Annotated in this window: 22 protein-coding genes; 16 read left to right on the forward strand and 6 right to left on the reverse strand. The window is 61.3% G+C overall.

Going from position 1 to position 17,222, the window contains the following annotated elements; translation table 11 throughout:
* Positions 1 to 13 precede the first annotated feature (13 nt).
* From BLW55_RS06685 to motA, 6 genes are all read right to left on the reverse strand, one after another.
* Complete coding sequence (locus tag BLW55_RS06685) at positions 14 to 454, reverse strand: hypothetical protein (protein WP_007008643.1); 441 nt, start codon at positions 452 to 454, stop codon at positions 14 to 16.
* A gap of 16 nt (positions 455 to 470) precedes the next feature.
* Complete coding sequence (gene flhB, locus BLW55_RS06690; protein ID WP_065815711.1) at positions 471 to 1,541, reverse strand: flagellar biosynthesis protein FlhB; 1,071 nt, start codon at positions 1,539 to 1,541, stop codon at positions 471 to 473.
* A gap of 81 nt (positions 1,542 to 1,622) precedes the next feature.
* On the reverse strand, positions 1,623 to 2,633 hold the full coding sequence (locus BLW55_RS06695; protein WP_007008641.1) for a FliG C-terminal domain-containing protein: 1,011 nt from the start codon (positions 2,631 to 2,633) through the stop codon (positions 1,623 to 1,625).
* Between the two features lie 39 nt (positions 2,634 to 2,672).
* On the reverse strand, positions 2,673 to 3,059 hold the full coding sequence (gene fliN / locus BLW55_RS06700) for a flagellar motor switch protein FliN (protein ID WP_025029096.1): 387 nt from the start codon (positions 3,057 to 3,059) through the stop codon (positions 2,673 to 2,675).
* A gap of 25 nt (positions 3,060 to 3,084) precedes the next feature.
* A complete protein-coding gene (locus BLW55_RS06705) occupies positions 3,085 to 4,023 on the reverse strand; it encodes a FliM/FliN family flagellar motor switch protein (RefSeq protein WP_090327685.1) in 939 nt (312 codons plus the stop codon).
* Positions 4,024 to 4,054: 31 nt separating this feature from the next.
* A complete protein-coding gene (gene motA, locus BLW55_RS06710) occupies positions 4,055 to 4,927 on the reverse strand; it encodes a flagellar motor stator protein MotA (RefSeq protein WP_007008638.1) in 873 nt (290 codons plus the stop codon).
* Positions 4,928 to 5,071: 144 nt separating this feature from the next.
* Here motA and BLW55_RS06715 point away from each other — a divergent pair, with 144 nt between their 5' ends.
* From BLW55_RS06715 to BLW55_RS06790, 16 genes are all read left to right on the forward strand, one after another.
* Positions 5,072 to 6,196, forward strand: a complete 1,125-nt coding sequence (locus BLW55_RS06715; protein WP_090327688.1) for a DUF1217 domain-containing protein — start codon at positions 5,072 to 5,074, stop codon at positions 6,194 to 6,196.
* 8 nt (positions 6,197 to 6,204) lie between these two features.
* Positions 6,205 to 6,921 (forward strand): flagellar basal-body rod protein FlgF, encoded by a 717-nt coding sequence (gene flgF, locus BLW55_RS06720; RefSeq protein ID WP_007008637.1) that lies wholly within the window; start codon positions 6,205 to 6,207, stop codon positions 6,919 to 6,921.
* Entirely contained in the window at positions 6,918 to 8,315 is a 1,398-nt protein-coding gene (gene fliI, locus BLW55_RS06725) for a flagellar protein export ATPase FliI (protein ID WP_090327690.1), read from the forward strand. Before flgF ends, fliI begins: the two co-directional genes overlap by 4 nt.
* Positions 8,312 to 8,953 carry a hypothetical protein gene (locus BLW55_RS06730; RefSeq protein WP_090327692.1) on the forward strand — a complete coding sequence of 214 codons (642 nt, stop codon included), beginning with the start codon at positions 8,312 to 8,314 and terminating at the stop codon, positions 8,951 to 8,953. Before fliI ends, BLW55_RS06730 begins: the two co-directional genes overlap by 4 nt.
* 67 nt (positions 8,954 to 9,020) lie before the next feature.
* Positions 9,021 to 9,398, forward strand: coding sequence for a flagellar basal body rod protein FlgB (gene flgB, locus BLW55_RS06735; protein ID WP_007008634.1), 378 nt, complete (start codon positions 9,021 to 9,023; stop codon positions 9,396 to 9,398).
* Positions 9,399 to 9,401: 3 nt separating this feature from the next.
* Positions 9,402 to 9,821 (forward strand): flagellar basal body rod protein FlgC, encoded by a 420-nt coding sequence (gene flgC / locus BLW55_RS06740; RefSeq protein ID WP_090327695.1) that lies wholly within the window; start codon positions 9,402 to 9,404, stop codon positions 9,819 to 9,821.
* Complete coding sequence (gene fliE / locus BLW55_RS06745) at positions 9,818 to 10,126, forward strand: flagellar hook-basal body complex protein FliE (RefSeq protein ID WP_007008632.1); 309 nt, start codon at positions 9,818 to 9,820, stop codon at positions 10,124 to 10,126. The genes flgC and fliE overlap by 4 nt, the downstream gene beginning before the upstream one ends.
* A 12-nt stretch (positions 10,127 to 10,138) precedes the next feature.
* A complete protein-coding gene (flgG, locus tag BLW55_RS06750) occupies positions 10,139 to 10,927 on the forward strand; it encodes a flagellar basal-body rod protein FlgG (RefSeq protein ID WP_007008631.1) in 789 nt (262 codons plus the stop codon).
* Positions 10,928 to 10,933: 6 nt separating this feature from the next.
* Complete coding sequence (gene flgA / locus BLW55_RS06755) at positions 10,934 to 11,401, forward strand: flagellar basal body P-ring formation chaperone FlgA (RefSeq protein ID WP_090327698.1); 468 nt, start codon at positions 10,934 to 10,936, stop codon at positions 11,399 to 11,401.
* Positions 11,398 to 12,501: a flagellar basal body P-ring protein FlgI gene (locus BLW55_RS06760; protein ID WP_090327700.1), complete on the forward strand. Its 1,104-nt coding sequence runs from the start codon at positions 11,398 to 11,400 to the stop codon at positions 12,499 to 12,501. Before flgA ends, BLW55_RS06760 begins: the two co-directional genes overlap by 4 nt.
* Positions 12,502 to 12,510: 9 nt before the next feature.
* Positions 12,511 to 13,023 (forward strand): MotE family protein, encoded by a 513-nt coding sequence (locus BLW55_RS06765; protein ID WP_090327703.1) that lies wholly within the window; start codon positions 12,511 to 12,513, stop codon positions 13,021 to 13,023.
* A complete protein-coding gene (gene flgH / locus BLW55_RS06770) occupies positions 13,020 to 13,724 on the forward strand; it encodes a flagellar basal body L-ring protein FlgH (RefSeq protein WP_090327706.1) in 705 nt (234 codons plus the stop codon). Before BLW55_RS06765 ends, flgH begins: the two co-directional genes overlap by 4 nt.
* A gap of 24 nt (positions 13,725 to 13,748) precedes the next feature.
* Positions 13,749 to 14,252 (forward strand): flagellar basal body-associated FliL family protein, encoded by a 504-nt coding sequence (locus BLW55_RS06775; RefSeq protein WP_090327708.1) that lies wholly within the window; start codon positions 13,749 to 13,751, stop codon positions 14,250 to 14,252.
* Positions 14,249 to 14,986 carry a flagellar type III secretion system pore protein FliP gene (gene fliP, locus BLW55_RS06780; RefSeq protein ID WP_090327711.1) on the forward strand — a complete coding sequence of 246 codons (738 nt, stop codon included), beginning with the start codon at positions 14,249 to 14,251 and terminating at the stop codon, positions 14,984 to 14,986. The genes BLW55_RS06775 and fliP overlap by 4 nt, the downstream gene beginning before the upstream one ends.
* Before the next feature lie 203 nt (positions 14,987 to 15,189).
* The gene (locus BLW55_RS06785) at positions 15,190 to 16,059 is read left to right on the forward strand and encodes a flagellin N-terminal helical domain-containing protein (RefSeq protein WP_007008624.1); all 870 of its coding nucleotides are present in this window, start codon (positions 15,190 to 15,192) and stop codon (positions 16,057 to 16,059) included.
* A 201-nt stretch (positions 16,060 to 16,260) separates the two neighbouring features.
* The gene (locus tag BLW55_RS06790; protein WP_025029089.1) at positions 16,261 to 17,130 is read left to right on the forward strand and encodes a flagellin N-terminal helical domain-containing protein; all 870 of its coding nucleotides are present in this window, start codon (positions 16,261 to 16,263) and stop codon (positions 17,128 to 17,130) included.
* Positions 17,131 to 17,222: the final 92 nt, after the last annotated feature.

Genomic DNA, 17,222 nt, shown 5'->3' on the forward strand with positions numbered 1-17,222 from the left:
CGTGCCCGCGCTGCTATCCGTTGATCAACGGTCTTTCCGTGCGCACGATGCGCGAAGCCTGCAGTGTGTCGGCGAGATAGCGCGAGTTCGCTTCCGGGTCGTCTGAAGGGTTGTCGAAGGCCACATAGTTGACCTCCACACCAGCATTGTCAGCGCTCAGTTCCAGCGTGAAATAAACCGTCGCGCCCTGCGGGCGAAGCTCAAGGTCAAGCGATATGCGAGGGCTTCCCCCCCATGTCACATGCGCGTCGCAGCCATGGCCAAGCCGCAATGTACCCGGCATGAAATACAGTTCCGCAGCCGACTCCACGATATCCGCAACGCTCGCCAGGCTCTCCAGCCGAATGAAAGCGATGTAGTCGGCCACGTCGATAAGACGCAACTCGTTGGCCACCGCGCGAATGGCGTTGGCAACGATAATTTCTCGAGCAGGCGAATGCGGCTGCTTGTCCATAGTGTATCCCTGCTGACTACGGTCTTTCACCGGTTCTGTAGATGCGGCGGATCAGCTCCGCCACGGCCTTGTAGAACTGTGACGGAATCAAATTATCAACCGAAACTTGTTTGTACATGGAGCGCGCGAGCACCGGTTCCTCGAAGACGGGAATGTTGTGCTCCGTGGCGATCTCCCTGATCCTGAGCGCAATGAGATCCTGCCCCTTTGCCACGACAACGGGCGCTGCATCTTCATCCCGCCGATAGCGAAGCGCGATGGCGAAATGGGTCGGATTGGCGATCACGAGCGTCGCCTGAGGCACAGCCGACATCATGCGCTGACGGGCGCGGTCGCGCGCAAGCGATCGCAGCCGCGCCTTGACGATCGGGTCACCTTCGGTCTGCTTGTGCTCGTCCTTCACCTCCTGCCTCGTCATGCGCAGGTCCACCCGCCACTGGTGACGCGACCAGAAAAGATCCGCGACTGCGATAACCGCGACCACCAGGGTCACGACCACAAGACTTTGAACCGCGATGTCGCGGATGACGGACGTGAACTCGACAGGGTTGGTGATCATACCCGCAAGGAGGCGGGTCTCGGCCTCACGCATCGCCAGAACCAGAAAACCACCTGCAACGATGATCTTTCCTACTGATTTTGCAAATTCGACGAAACCTTTGGCCCCAAAAATCCGGCTCCAGCCTTCTTTCAGCGAGATTCGTGAAAGTTTCGGCTTGATTCGGTCGAGCACAAAGCGCGGCGTGTTCTGCAAGACGGATGCGGCAACGCCAGCCGTCACGAGCAGAAGCATGACGATACCGACAACCTTTGCGATCTCCATGAAAACGAGCTGGTAGATCGCCATCGCATCGGAGCGTGTTTCAAGCGACCAGCCATCCGCCCGCTCAAGAAAGATGGACAGGAAGCTGCCAAGCCGCACCGCGCTGTCCTGCGCGAAGAAGATTGTGAATGTCAGAATGGCAAGAAAGGATGCAAAAACCGGTGCCTCCTTGGAAAAAGGCAGCTGACCCTTGTCGATAGAGTCACGGATCTTCTTTTCCGTGGCCTCTTCTGTCTTGCTTTCCTTGTCGGCACCTTCCGCCATCAGGACCTTCGCTCAGACGATTGAAGATGTGGCTGCCCGGCACCGGGATCGCCGCGCGCCGGGTTTCTCCTTCTGAAAGCGTCAGGCGGCTTCCTGCTGCTGCATGCTGGGCAGGACAAAACTACCCTGCTGTGCGAGCTGAACCGCACTCGCGGAGATGCGTCTGCGGGCCTGCATGATGTCGGCCTCCTGCACGTCCTCCGAACCGGTGCTGAGCTCGGCTTCGATCATGCGGCGCGTGCGCTGGCCCAGTGCGGAGAGGACAGCCTCCACGGTATCCTCCGGCGCGTTTCGAAGTGCCAGCGTGACAAGCTCGCTGGACAAACCGTCGAACAGCGCAACACGCGCCTTCTGATCGAGCAGCACGATCTCCTCGAAGCTGAAAAGCTGCGAGCGGATCGCCTTCACGTCGCTTGTGCCTGTCAGCTCCAGATCGTGAATGACCTCGTCCGCCTGATCCTTGTCGAGTTCGTTCAGCAGCGAGGCGACACGTGCGAGTCCGACAGCGGAATCCTTGCCCGCGCGCATGTTGCGCAAAAGGTCGCTCATGCGGTTTTCGATAAGCTTCTTCGCCTGCACCGGCATTTCACCCGTCGCGGCCATGCGGCTGACGACGGAGGTCCGCAGGTTCTTGTCCAGGCTCACCAGAACCTTGGCCGCGATAGACGAAGAGATACCACTTAGAATGGCCGCGATAACCTGCGGGTGCTCCGCAGAGATCAGTTCGATCAATTCCTCAGCAGGCAGCTTCTCAAGTTCCGCCCAGACCTCCTCTGCCTCGCTGGCAGCCGGCGCATTGCGCCCCATGAGAAGGTTCATCTCTTCTTCGGAAAGGGTTTCATTGAGGATCGTGTCGATGCTGTCCGCAGAATCCAGCAGGCCGGCGCCTTCAGTGAACTCGTTTTCAAACTCACTGACCACTTTCTCCAGCTCCGCCTGCGGAATTGTCCGCAGCAGGCGCGCCCCTTCCATGAGCGCCTTGAGTTCGTCCTGCTTGAAGAACTTCAAGAGCCGCCCCGCCGAGGGCTTGCCCATGGCCACGAGAATGGTGGCTGCCTTCTGTGCCTGTGTCAGAGCCAGAGCTTCAGTCATGACCGATCCGACCTTTCTATCTGCAATCCGTTATGCGCGTTATTCAGCAGATGCCTTGCCGGCGATCTCAGTCAGTTTCACACCGAAACGTGACGGATCGTCATCGACCAGCGTGATCTCGCCCCGCGCGATGCGTCGACCGTTCACCACGATCTCCACCGGTTCGCCGACACGCCGGTTGAGTGACACCGTCGAACCCTTCTTCAAGGCCATGAGCTGCGATACCGGCATCTCGGCGCTGCCCAGTACAATCTGAACCTCAACCGGGATGCTCATGACCAGGTCTGGATTTCCCGAAAAGGAATCGACCCTTTCACGCGCCCCGGGACCATCCTCGTGAAGAACGTCCTTGAGCTCCTCAATCGCCTTGTTGAGCTCTTCCTCGCCGTTTTCCTGCGGCTCAGGCTCGGCATTCGTCATCGTCATTCTCCTTCACCGCCTTTCCGGCACATCATTGCGCCAGAAGTCCCTCGACGACATCCTTGCGGGCGTCGAAGGGCTGTTTGATCCGCACCGTGTAGTGATGTCCGGCCTTGCCGAAGTCACAGGTGAACACCGTCTTGTCGCGCACGGCGAGCCGCGCCTCAGGCTGCGCGCCGTCGCCAAACTCGATCACCTGACCTTCGTGAAGCGACGCGAGTTGTCCAAGCGCCATGCGCATCAGCGGGATGGTTGCTTTGAGGCGCACATTCGAGCGCATGACCTCATCGCTGAACCGGTTGTGCCAGTCGGCCGCCTTCGCATTCTGCTGGCGCTTGTCTTCCGCCTCGGTGTCGCGTGTTTCAAGCAGCAGCCGCTGCGGCATCCATGCGGTCAAAAGGCCACCCTGCTCTTCCCCGCCAACGGCAAACCGTATCCGCACACCCGGACCGTCACGCACGACGAAGCGGCGGAAATCCGCACCCGCCAGCACCGTGGGCATCTGCAGCCGCAGGCCAAGAGAACGGGCACCTTTTCCGTTCAGCGCCCTTGCGAAGAGCTCGAAAGCATGGGCCGCCACATCGCGCTCGATGGCAGAAGGCGGGCGCTCGACCGGAACCGCCGGCAACTCGGGATTGCCGCCGAACATCGCACCGACGAGCAGGGAAATGGCCGTGGGGTCGAGCCGCATGGTCAGCGCGTCTCCGGAAACTTCTCCGGGAACGACCACCAGCGCATCGCAGCAATCGGGCTGGGGCTTCAGGTCCGCAAGCCGCACGATCTCCACATCAACCAGATCCACCGCAATCGGTGTCGGCAGCTTCTCTTCCAGGCTTTCCATCACGCGCGGCAGGGCCCGTGTCGCACAGGAGCGCGCCGCCTCGACCACCTTTCGCGGATCTCCGGTGGCACCCACCAGCCGCTCCACGACCAGCGCACGCATCAGTTCTGGGTCTTCCGTCAGCGCCATGATCGACTGTTACTCCGTTGATCCTGCTGCATCACGCGGCCTGCTTTTCGCCACCGGCATTCATGGTGCTCTGCTCGACCGCATCGATCGTCGGCCGGTCATAAGCGGAAATGGTCTTGCGGCCGAACTCAAGCGCCACCTGCGGCAGCGAGCCGTTCATGTAGGCAAGCAGCGTCTGCTTCACGATGACGTAGAGCCGGTTCTTCTTTTCGCGCACGATCTTGATCTTGGTCGCGATCGGGCCGACCACGGCATACGACATGAAGATGCCGAGGAAGGTACCCACAAGCGCGGCACCGACCAGGCCACCCAGTATCTCGGGCGACTCGTTGATCGCGCCCATGGCCTTGATGACGCCCAGCACGGCAGCCACGATACCGAGCGCCGGCAGTCCTTCGGAGACGGCGACAAGTGCATTGTATGACTTCAGCTTGTCACGCCGGATGGTCTGGATTTCTTCATCCATCAACGCTTCGATCTCGAAGGGCCGGGCATTGCCGATAATGATGATACGGCAGTAATCGCAGATAAAATTGGTAAGATCCGTGTTTTTCAGGATCGTCGGATAAGTCTGAAAGATTGCGGATTCTTCCGGGTTGTCGATATGGGCTTCAACCTCGCTGCGCGACTTGGATCGCAGTTCCCGCATCAGGCTGTGCAGGACACCGAGTGTCTCCAGATACTCGGTTTCCTTCGGAACCGCGCCCTTGAAAGCCTCCACACAGGCCTTGCCGGCGTCCTTCACGGTCGACATGGGGTTGGCGACCAGAAACGTGCCGAATGCCGCGCCGCAGATGATCACCACTTCCCACGGCTGGAAAAGCACGTCCACATGCCCGCCCATTGCCATATAGCCGCCGATCACGCAGCCGAGCGTTACCACCAGTCCGACAAGAATACCCATCTATACCGCCATTACTTTTTAGGCCTTTCGTCATGTGTAGCCGTCGTGGCTTGCGTGAGGCTTGAATGCCGGAAGTCCACGCGAAAGCCTCGCGCAAGATAGGCGAATTAGGGTTGCGCAACCGAAGATGGCGGAGGGTGCGCCTTGATCAATACGTTCACGAGCTACAACCTCATCAACCGCGACTTGTCGCGGTCGCTGGAGCGCGTGCAGTCGCAGCCAATGGTGCAGCGCGAGACCGAATATTATCAGGAGAACATCGGTCGGGTGACCTCCATTGAGGAGTTCGTCAATGACGACCGCCTCTTTCGCTATGCCATGAAAGCACACGGGCTGGACGACATGGCCTACGCCAAGGCGTTCATGATGAAGGTTCTGGAGGAGGGCATCAGCGACCCCGACAGCTTCGCCAACAAGCTGACCGACAAGCGCTATGTCGAATTTGCCCGCACCTATAATTTTGCGGCCGGTGGCGTCGACACCACCAACTACAACCCGGCCCAGAAGGGAACGGTCGACAAATATCTTACACGCGCGATCAAGAACGGCACGGCACCAAACGATCCCGCACTGATCGGCAGCATCAACAACTACCTGGCGAAAATACCCGACATCAAATCCGTCGATGATCTCATGGGCGACCAGGACATGCTGACCTTCGCGCTCATGGCGCATGGGTTCGAGGTGGACGAAGTGATCGACCTCAAATTCCTGCGTTCGGTTCTGGAGGGTGGCATCGATGATCCCGAAAGCCCTGCGAACCAGACCGAAGACAAGCGCTACAGGGCACTCGCGGAAGCCTTCAATTTCGCCCGCTACGGCGAAGACGCGACCACCTACAACATCGCAAACAACCTCGCCGTCGAACGCTATGTGCGCCAGACGCTCGAAGAAGATGCAGGCAGGGAGAACGAGGGCGTGCGGCTGGCGCTCTATTTCCAGCGCAAGGCCCCCGAATTCCGTTCCTACTACGAACTGCTCGCTGACAAGGCCATCGCCCAGGTGGTGCGCACCGCGCTCGGTTTCCCCCCAGCGCTGGCCCAGGCCGACATCGACAAGCAGGTCGAGATGATCAGGGAGCGCATTGACATCGCGGATTTTCGGGATCCGGAGAAGCTGGAGGACTTTCTGAAGCGCTTCACCACCATGTGGGAGCTTGAAAACCCGACCAGCTCCCAGCAGACCTCCATCGCCGCGCTGTTCAGTCAGCCGGCGGAGTTCGGCATCTCCACCGACATGCTTTTCACCATTGCGCAGTTGAAGAGGTAAGAGACCCAATGCAGACCGGACTCTACGTCGCCCTGTCCTCCCAGGTGGCGCTTGAAAAGCGCCTTGGGACACTGGCCGACAACGTCGCAAATGCCGGTACGGTCGGCTTTCGCGCCACATCGGTGAATTTCCGCGACATGGTCAATGGCGACGGTCCGGATTCGGTTTCCTTTGCCGCACCCGGCACGCCCAGCATCGCCATCCATGCAGGCGGCCTGCGTGAAACGAAAAACCCTTTCGACTTCGCAGTACAGGGCGATGCCTGGTTCGCGCTGGAGACACCGGCCGGGACCGTCGTCACGCGTGACGGGCGCTTCACCATGCGCGAGACCGGCGAATTGGTCAGCATAGACGGGCACCCGGTGCTCGACGCCGGCGGCGCGCCGCTGCTGCTCGATCCCCTTGCCGGACCGCCGGAGGCAAGCGCCGACGGCACGCTGCGCCAGAATGGCCAGTTGGTCGGCGCCATTGGCCTCTACGCCTTCGCTCCCTCGCAGGACTATGCGCGGTTCGGCAACTCCGGCTTCGTTGCCAATGATGCGCAGCCGGTGATCGACCAGCCGGATGTCGGCGTGGCGCAGGGTTTCGTGGAAGAAGCCAACGTCAATCCGGTTCTCGAAATGATGAACCTCATTGAGGTGCAGCGCACCTTTGAACACGTCTCGGCGCTGATGAGCGATAGCGACACCGCGCTGAAAGATGCCATCAAACTGCTGGGCGCATGAGTGAAGCCGTGACAGAACCCGCAGTGCCAGCCCCACCGCCGAGGGAAACCGTGCTCACAGCACTGGAAGAAGCCCATCGGCGCATCGCGGGCGATGAGCGTTTTCTCGTCCGGCATGGCGGGCGCGTCAGCGAAGTTTCTCCCACGCATTATAGCGTGCGCGGCCTGTCGGAAACGGCAAGGCTCGGAGACCTGGTATCGCGGCGCAATCGCAAGGGCGGCATTGCCGGCGCGGGCGAAGTGGTGCGCATCACGCAGGATGGTGTTCTCGTCGCGCCTTACGAAGAAGCCGGTTCCGTCGGTCTCGGCGAAGCCGTGTTCAACCGTGGACAACTCGATCTCGCGCCCGCCCCGTCGTGGCGCGGCAGGGTCGTCGACGCCCTTGGCCGGCCCGCCGATGGGAAACCCGCTCCCACTGGCGCACCTCCGGCCTCAGGCTTCGCCCCCGTCACGCCGCCGGCCATGCAGCGGCAGCGGGTTTCAGAAGCGTTCCGAACGGGCGTTCGGGTCATCGACATCTTCACCCCGCTTTGCCATGGGCAGCGGCTCGGTGTTTTCGCCGGTTCCGGTGTCGGCAAGTCCACGCTTCTATCCATGCTGGCCAACGCGGATGCGTTCGACACGGTGGTGATCGCGCTGGTGGGAGAACGCGGGCGTGAAGTCCGTGAATTCCTCGAAGATACAATCGGACCGCAGGGCATGGCCAAATCGGTGGCTGTGGTCGCCACCAGCGACGAAAGCGCCATGATGCGCAGGCGCGCGCCGGATACAGCCATGAGCGTCGCGGAATACTTTCGCGATCGCGGTGACAAGGTGCTGCTCATTCTCGATTCCATCACGCGCTTTGCCCATGCCCTGCGCGAGGTCTCAATCGGCGCTGGCGAGCCACCCGTGGCGCGCGGCTATCCTGCCTCGGTGTTCACGGAACTGCCACGCCTGCTCGAACGCGCCGGGCCCGGCGAAACCGGCCGCGGCTCCATCACCGCAATACTGTCCGTCCTTGTCGACGGCGACGATCACAACGACCCGGTTGCCGACGCCGTACGTGGCATTCTCGACGGTCATGTCGTGCTCGACCGCGCCATTGCAGAACAGGGACGCTTTCCACCCGTCAATCCGCTGGCCTCTATCTCGCGCCTTGCCGATCGCGCCTGGAAACCCGACGAAAAACGCCTCGTAACCCGGCTACGCTCCATGATCGCCCGTTTTGAGGACACACGCGACATTCGCCTGCTCGGCGCGTACCAGCCCGGAAACGATGCCGAGCTGGATCAGGCCGTGCGTCAGATACCGCTGATCTACGATGCCCTCACCCAGTCGCCGAACGATCCACGTTCGACTGATCCCTTCACGGATCTGGCGATGAAACTGAAAGCCGGAGAACCGGTACAATGACGCTGAAACTGGCCAGTCTTGAACTGCCGGACGGGCGGCGAACCGAACCGAACCCGACCGCCGCACCCGTTGTCGAGGCTCCTCCGCCTTCCCGACGATCCGCATTTCTTCCGCGTCGCCTTCAAAAGGCGAGCGCCCTGCACAAGCCGAGCAGCAGCCGGAGTGACTGGATGATCATGCTCGGTGGCCTCGGGCTCGCCGCCGTCTGTGCCATGTTTCCATGGTATATCTTCTTCAATCAGGAACAGTTTGGCGTTCGCCCCATGACATTTGCCGGCCGCCCCTCCCCGCAGGGGCCGTCACGCGAGGCTCTGCCTGCCTTGGTTGGCGCACGCATTCCCTCCCAGATAATCCCGCTGCCACAGGTCGACTACACCTCCACCGGCACGGTTGGCCGCACACCGACCGGGGCGCTCGAGGATCAACCCTTCCCTGGCGATGAGCCGGGCTTCCGCCTGGTGCACGCGGTCGGGGGGCGCGCCATGATCGAAGATGAAGACGGCTACTGGCTGGTCCAGCGCGGCTCACGCCTGCCGGATGGCAGTCGCGTCGCCCAGATCGTCTGGAAAAACGGGCAGTGGGAAATGATCACGACGCGCGAACTGGTGATCAAGCTATCTGCCGAAGACGGGACGTAAGGCCCGCACAAGACTGGCTGCCTAAAGTGCCATTCAGGATGTTTGCATAGACTGAGAGACCTGCCTGATGCAGCCCGTCAACCTGTTCGATCTCGCCACCCAGCAGGCGAAATGGCTTTCCGTCCGTCAGACGACGGTGGCGAGCAATGTCGCCAACATCAACACGCCCGGCTACAGGGCGCTTGAGGTCGAGCCGTTCGAAAATGTTCTGAACGGCTCGCGGGTGGCTTTGAAGAGCACCAATCCGAACCATCTGCAATTTGGCGCGACCAACGCTTCCTTCGCCGTCGGAAGCACCGAGGACCCGGCAGTCCTGCCCTCGGAGAACACGGTGAAAATGGAAGACGAACTGGCCAATGCAGGTGAGGTTCGCCGCTCGTTCGAGCTCAACACGGCCATCGTCAAGGCCTTTCACCGCATGCTCATGAACACGTCGAGAGGATAATCCGTGGACCCGCTTTCCGCATCCCTGAAAGTCGCCGCATCCGGCCTGCAGGCACAGTCCGAGCGCATGCAGGTGGTTTCGGAAAACCTGGCGAACGCCAAGTCCACCAGCGACATTCCGGGCGGAGATCCCTATCGCCGCAAGACGATCAGCTTCGTCGCCGAGCTCGACCGCAATATCGGCGGCAGCGTCGTCGAGGTCGGATCGGTCGCCCGCGATCCCGCCGAGTTCACCCTTGAGTTCAACCCCGGCCACGAGGCGGCGGACGAGCGCGGCTACGTCAAGATGCCGAATGTGAACGTGCTGATCGAGATGGCCGACATGCGCGAGGCCAATCGCGGCTACGAAGCGAACCTGCAGGTCATCAAGCAGGCGCGCGAACTCATTTCCATGACCATTGATTTGATGCGGAGCCAGTCATGATTCCTCCAGTCGGCAGCATTGCCCCTTCGACACTGACGCAAGCCACCGGTGTCCAGCCGGCACGCCAGGCCCCCGCCTCCGAAACCGGAGAAGCCTTCAGCGCCATGCTGGGCGAAGCAGCCGCCAACACCATGGCAAGGCTCAACCACGCCGAGGGCGTTTCGCTGAAGGCACTTCAGGGCGAAGCCGAAACCCGCGAAGTGGTGGATGCCGTCATGAGTGCCGAGCAGGCGCTGCAGGCGGCGATCGCCGTCCGCGACAAGCTCGTCACTGCCTATCTCGACATCAGCCGCATGGCCATCTGAGGAGCCTGATTCATGAAAGCCCTGTCGATCGCCGCCACCGGCATGAGCGCCCAGCAGCTCAATCTTGAAGTCATCGCCAACAACATCGCCAACATCAACACGACCGGCTTCAAGCGCGCCCGCGCCGAGTTCTCGGACCTGCTCTATCAGACCGAGCGCATGCAGGGCGTTCCCAGCCGCGCCAACCAGGCCATCGTGCCGGAGGGTGCAAATGTGGGCCTCGGCGTCAAGGCCGCGGCTGTCCGCAACCTGCATATCCAGGGGCCAATGAACAACACCGGCAACAAGCTGGATGTCGCGCTGGTCGGCAAGGGCTGGTTCGAGATCGAAGGCACTGATGGCGAGCCGCTCTATACGCGCGCCGGCTCCTTCAACACCAATGCAACAGGCCAGCTCGTCACCACCCAGGGCTACAACGTGAACCCGGCAATCGTCATTCCCGAAGATGCCGTGGAGGTCGTGATCAACAAGACCGGACAGGTTTTTGCACGGATCGACGGGCAGGCAGAGCTTCAGGATCTGGGCCAGCTCACGCTTGCCAACTTCGCCAATGAAGCCGGTCTCGACCCGATTGGCGACAATCTGTTCCGTGAGACTCCCGCTTCTGGAGCCGCCATTCAGGGCGTGCCGGGCGATCCGGGCTTCGCCGTCATAGAGCAGGGCTATCTCGAAGGCTCCAATGTGGACCCCGTGAAGGAAATCACAGAGCTGATCTCGGCACAGCGCGCTTACGAGATGAACTCAAAGGTCATCCGCGCGGCCGATGAAATGGCTGCAACCGTCACCCAGTCGATCCGGTAGGTTCGCATGAAGCGGCACCCCCTCCTCTCCGCGCTCATCCTCGCACTGGCCAGCTTTGTTGCGACCGGCCTTCCGGCTGCAGCGCTGGAGCAGGCGGTGGTGTCCACCCGCGTCATCTATCCCGGCGAAACCATCTCCGTCGACGCGCTCGACGAGGTGGTGCTGCGCCGCCCGCCACGCGGCAACACGGCGATTGCCCGGATGCTGGAAGACATTGACGGCAAGGTTGCCCGGCGCACGCTGCTTCCAGGCCGTCTCATACCCATCAGCTATGTGCGCGAGGCCTATCTGGTGGAAACCGGCAGCCCCGTCACCGTGACCTTCAGCGAAGGTCCCCTCGTCATTTCCCTGCGCGCGGTTCCGCTTCAGGCGGGTGCCGCCGGCGATATGATCCGGTTGCGCAACATCGAGAGCGGCCGCACCTTCACGGGTGTGGTGCTGGCTGATGGAAGCGTTCAGGTCGGTGCCATATGATGGCTCGCCTTTTCCTTTCAGTCCTGATGGCGTTGACGCTGGCCCTGCCGGCCGGCGCCGCATCGCGCATCAAGGACATTGCGATGCTGCAGGCCGCACGCGACAACCAGCTTGTCGGCTACGGCCTGGTGATCGGTCTGCAGGGCAGCGGCGACAGCCTGCGCAACTCTCCCTTCACCGAACAGTCCATGCGCGCGATGCTTGAAAATCTCGGCATCGCGTCGGAAGGCGGTCGCGCCCGCGCAAAGAACGTTGCCGCCGTCATCGTCACCGCAAACCTCCCGCCCTTCGTGCAGTCGGGCGCACGGATCGACGTCAGCGTCTCCTCGCTGGGCGACGCGACATCGCTCGCCGGCGGTACACTGGTGATGACCCCCCTTCGCGCTGCCGATGGCGAGATTTACGCCGTGGCACAGGGGTCCGTCATCGTTTCCGGCTTCAGCGCCCAGGGGCAGGCAGAAACATTGACGCAGGGCGTGCCGACCTCGGGCCGCGTGCCCAATGGCGCCATCATCGAACGCAAGGTCGAGGCGTCCATGTCCGACAGCGCAAGCCTCGTCCTGCAGTTGCGCAATGCGGATTTCTCAACAGCCGTGCGCGTTGCGGATGCGATCAACACCTATACCGGCTCGCGTTTCGGTGCCCGGCTCGCCCAGGAAGAGGATGCCCGCACGATCCGCATCCGCCGGCCGAAGGGCATCTCTTACGCCCGCTTCTACGCCGAAATCGAAAACCTGATGGTGGAGTCCGACGGCCCGGCCCGCGTTGTGGTCGACGAACGCACCGGCACCGTGGTCATCGGCAATGACGTCCGCATCTCCCGCGTTGCCATAAGCCACGGCACGCTCACCGTGCGCATCACAGAGACACCGCGCGTGGTCCAGCCAGAGCCATTCTCGCGCGGTGAGACTGCGATCGAACCCTTTACCGAAATCGAAGCCGACCAGCCCGATGCCAATGTGGCCCTGCTGGACGGTCCCAATCTGCAAACCCTCGTTTCCGGCCTCAATCGGCTGGGCGTGAAGCCCGATGGCATCATTGCCATCCTGCAGGGCATCAAGTCCGCCGGTGCGCTTCAGGCCGAACTCGTGCTGCAATAGGTGCGCCGTATGTCACGCCGGACCCAATTGAAGAAAACCGCCTCCGCCGCGTTCGCCGGTCTCGTTTTCGCCACACAGATCGCGCCGCTCCATACGCTGGCGGCAGACAATCCTGCCAGCATGAAACCGGACGAGGTGGAACGTTTCTGCGCCAATATTGCCGACGCCGCGCGGGACCGCCGCTATGCGCTCCAGGCCATGGAACTGAAGAAGCTCAGGGGCGAAGTGGACGAACGCATTGCCGCGCTTGAGCAGAAGCGCGCCGACTATGAAGGCTGGCTTCAGCGCCGCAACGTCTTCCTGGCGCAGGCAGAGGCCGGCATTGTGGAGATCTACGCCTCCATGCGGCCCGACGCTGCCGCCGAGCGCCTTGCGGAAGTCCGTGTAGAGCTTGCCGCCGCAATCCTGATGAAGCTCGAACCGCGCACGGCGGGCATCATCCTCAATGAAATGAACAGCAAATCCGCAGCGACACTGACGACCATCATCGCCAGCGCCGCGCGTCCGGAGGACCCGACATGACGTTCCGGCCCGTATTTCTCCTGCCGCTGGTCTTCGTCGCCGGCTGCTCACAGTCACTGAAGGAGATCGGAAAGGAACCGGCCATGACTCAGGTCGGTGCCACAATCGATCCGGAAGTGATGGCGGCCTACAACTATCCAAAACGCCCCGCCCCGGCGCTCACGCGCTATTCTCTTTGGGACGACAAGCAGAGTCGGCTCTTCACCGATCCGCGCGCGCTCAATGTCGGCGATATTCTGACCGTCGAAATCTCGATCAACGACAAGGCGCGTTTCAAGAACGAATCCGAGCGCTCCCGCGATGCGGCGCGCAGTCTTGGCCTTTCCGGCTCCTATTCGATCGGCGGCGCGGGCTCTTCCGCCGCAGCAGAAGGCAAGATCGGCTCCGGCACGTCGACCGCAGGGGGCGGACAGACAGAACGCTCGGAAAACATCCGTCTTCTTGTGGCGGCCGTGGTCACACAGGTGATGTCCAACGGAAACCTGCGCATTCGCGGCACCCAGGAAGTGCGCGTCAACGCAGAGCTGCGCATTCTCACCATCGAGGGCATCGTCCGGCCGAGCGACATCGACCCGCAGAACATGATCTCCTACGAGCGCATTGCCGAGGCGCGCATCTCCTACGGTGGACGCGGACGGATCAGCGAGGTTCAGCAGCCGCCCTACGGCCAGCAGTTCCTCGACCAGGTGCTTCCATTCTAACCCGACGCCGGAGCCAGAAGACGCATGGCGCTGCTTGAACAGCAACCACAAGAGAAAAAAGGGCCGTCCCTCGTGGTCCAGCTGGCGATGCTGCTGGTCATGTCGGCGCTTGCCGCCGGGGCTGCATGGTTCGCCGGCGGCTATCTGCAGAGCAGATTGGGCGGCCCCGAGGAAGCTGCCGCCGCCGCGACCGAAACCACAACTGCCGAACACGCCATGGAAGAAGACGGTGCGGCGCACGCGCAACCCGGCATTTTCATGATGGAGCCGATCACCACCAATCTGGCCGAGCCAAGCGAGATCTGGGTCCGGGCCGAGCTCTCCCTCGTCTTTGAAGGCGAACCCGATCCCGTGGTTGCAGCCGCCATCCATCAGGACCTGTTCGCCTATCTGCGCACGGTGAAACTGCGTCAGGTGGAAACGGCCAGCGGTCTCCAGCATCTGCGCTCCGATCTTGCAGAGCGCGCCAGTATCCGCAGCGAAGGCGCGGTCAAACAAATCCTGTTCAGGGCCCTGCTGTTCGAATGAGACGACTTGCTCTTCTGGCCGCCAGCGCGCTGTTTCCATCCGCTGCGGCAGCTCAATCCATCGACCTTGGCGCGCTGACAGGTGCCGATGGCTCAACCATCGGCACGATCATCCAGCTGTTCGGTCTGCTGACGGTTCTTTCCGTTGCACCCGGTATCCTGATCATGGTCACGAGCTTTACCCGCTTCGTGATCGCCTTCTCGATCCTGCGCGCGGGCATGGGTCTGCCGACCACACCGGCCAACCTGATCCTGATCAGCCTGTCATTGTTCATGACCTTCTATGTCATGGCCCCGACCTTCGACCGTGCCTGGGCCGAAGGAATACGCCCGCTGATGAACAATGAAATCAGCGAAGAGGATGCGGTGCAGCGTATCGCCGAGCCGTTCCGCGGCTTCATGGTAAACAATGTCCGCGAGAAGGATTTCGCTCTCTTTGCCGATCTCGCAGCCGAACGCGGCAACATCGACATCGACGTAACGGTGGAAACAGCAGACCTGCGGGTGCTGGTGCCCGCGTTCATGATTTCGGAAATCAGGCGCGGTTTCGAGATCGGTTTCCTGATCGTGCTGCCCTTCCTCGTCATTGATCTCATCGTCGCGACCATCACCATGTCGATGGGCATGATGATGCTGCCACCGACGGTCGTGTCTCTTCCGTTCAAGATATTGTTCTTCGTCCTGATCGACGGCTGGAACCTGCTCGTCGGCAGCCTTGTCCGCTCATTCGTGTAAGCTTGACGGCGTCTATCCGAAAAAAGTCACATCCCCCGAAATTAAGCCGGCCCATTATCCTTTTGGTAGGACTTTCCCGCGATAAATGCCCTCAAGCATGGCGGACAGATCTTCCAACGGGATCAAGGGCATGATGCCGCTCCGTCATACCGGTGAGCCCGGTATGTCCCTCGTATGTTTTGTATTTCAGGGGCGTTTATCCCATGGCAAGTCTTATGACCAACGCGTCGGCAATGACGGCGCTGCAGACCCTCAACAACATCTCCAAGAACATGGCTACCACCCAGTCCCGCATTTCGACGGGCCTGCGCGTGGGCGAAGCTGCCGACAACGCAGCTTACTGGTCGATCGCGACTTCGATGAAGTCCGACAACAAGGCCCTGTCCAGCGTTCAGGATGCTCTGGGTCTCGGTGCCGGTAAAGTCGACACGGCCTACACGGGTATCAATGAAGTCATCGACACCGTCGACAAGATCAAGCAGAAGCTTGTCACGGCACGCGGTGCTTCGCAGGAAGACCAGCAGAAGATCCAGGGCGAAATCAACGCGCTCCAGGAGCACATCACCTCGGTTGTCGGCAACTCCAACTATGCCGGTTCCAACATCATCCAGGACAACGCCGATGTGAACATCGTCGCATCCTACAACCGTACCGGCACGACCGTCTCCATCGACGAAGTCACGCTGACGGGTGCCGACGTTCTGGTGCTCGACGCAGCCGGCACCGCTGGTAGCGCGGCGAACGTCGTTGCGGCAGCCCTGTTCGATGCTTCGGGCGGCCAGGTTGCCGACGCCGCAGTCGACACCGCACTTGGCACCGTCGAGACGGCTCTCGCCGCCCTCGCTGATCAGGCTGCCGAGCTCGGTGCCGCCAAGTCGCGCGTGGACCTGCAGAAAGACTTCGTTGGCAAGCTCTCCGACGCCATCGAGCGTGGTGTTGGCCAGCTGGTCGATGCAGACATGAACGAAGAGTCGGCCCGTCTGTCGGCCCTGCAGGTCCAGCAGCAGCTGGGCATTCAGGCGCTGTCGATCGCCAACTCCAACTCGCAGAACATCCTGTCGCTGTTCCGCTAAAAGGTTGATCCCGGCGCGCGAGCGTCGGCATCCTTCCACAATGGACGGGCCGCTCACACGAGCGGCCCGTCTTTTTTTGATCTTGCCAATAACAGTTAACGTCCGTTAATCGGCTGTTAACCATGTGCTTCTACCTATTGTTAACCATACCCGGCGCCATCACGCGGTGCATCAGGGGCGGCTGAACAAAGGGGTGATCACGTGGCCAGCATCATGACCAACACTTCTGCAATGGTGGCATTGCAGAGCCTGAAAGCGACCAACAAGTCCATGGACGTCGTTCAGGGCCGGATCTCCACCGGCTACCGCGTCGCTGAAGCGAGCGACAATGCGGCCTATTGGTCCATCGCTACAACCATGCGTTCCGACAACAAGGCGTTATCCGCCGTGCAGGACGCGCTCGGCCTCGGCGCCGGCAAGATCGACACCTCCTACACCGCCATGAACAACGTTCTGGAAGCGGTCGACGCGATCAAATCCAAACTGGTGACGGCACGCGGCGCAAGCGCGGAGAACCAGGGCAAGATCCAGGCCGAAATCGAAATCCTGCTTGACCACATCAAGAGCGCTGCCACCGGCGCAAGCTATGCAGGCACCAACATTCTGGCAACGGACGATACAGGCAATATGGAAGTCGTCTCCGCCTACAACCGCTCTTCAGCAGGCACGGTCACGGTCGGCACGATCCAGATCGACATTGCCAGCGTGAAGCTTTTCGCCGCCGGCGGTCTGCCGGGCGGGCTGGCGGACGACATCATGCTGATCGACATCGTCACCAATGGCGCGGATGCCGATATCGACGGCTATCTGACCGATGTGGAAACGGCCCTGTCGGGCATGTCAAACGCCGCTGCCGATCTCGGTGCCGCAAAGACCCGCCTCGATCTGCAGAAGGACTTCGTTTCCAATTTGATGGATTCCATTGAGCGCGGCGTCGGACAGCTCGTCGACGCTGACATGAACGAGGAATCGACGCGGCTACAGGCACTCCAGGTGCAGCAGCAGCTCGGTATTCAGGCCCTGGCCATCGCCAATCAGAACGCGCAGAGCATTCTGGCCCTGTTCAAGTAGAGCCAGCGTTCACAAGAACACCAGGTATCGAATGGGGCCGCATTGCGGCCTCATTTCATTTTCGCACAAGCTTCGGCGTCTAGTCTCCCGGT

It is taken from the genome of Nitratireductor aquibiodomus (assembly GCF_900105565.1).
Taxonomy (GTDB): Bacteria; Pseudomonadota; Alphaproteobacteria; order Rhizobiales; family Rhizobiaceae; genus Nitratireductor; species Nitratireductor aquibiodomus.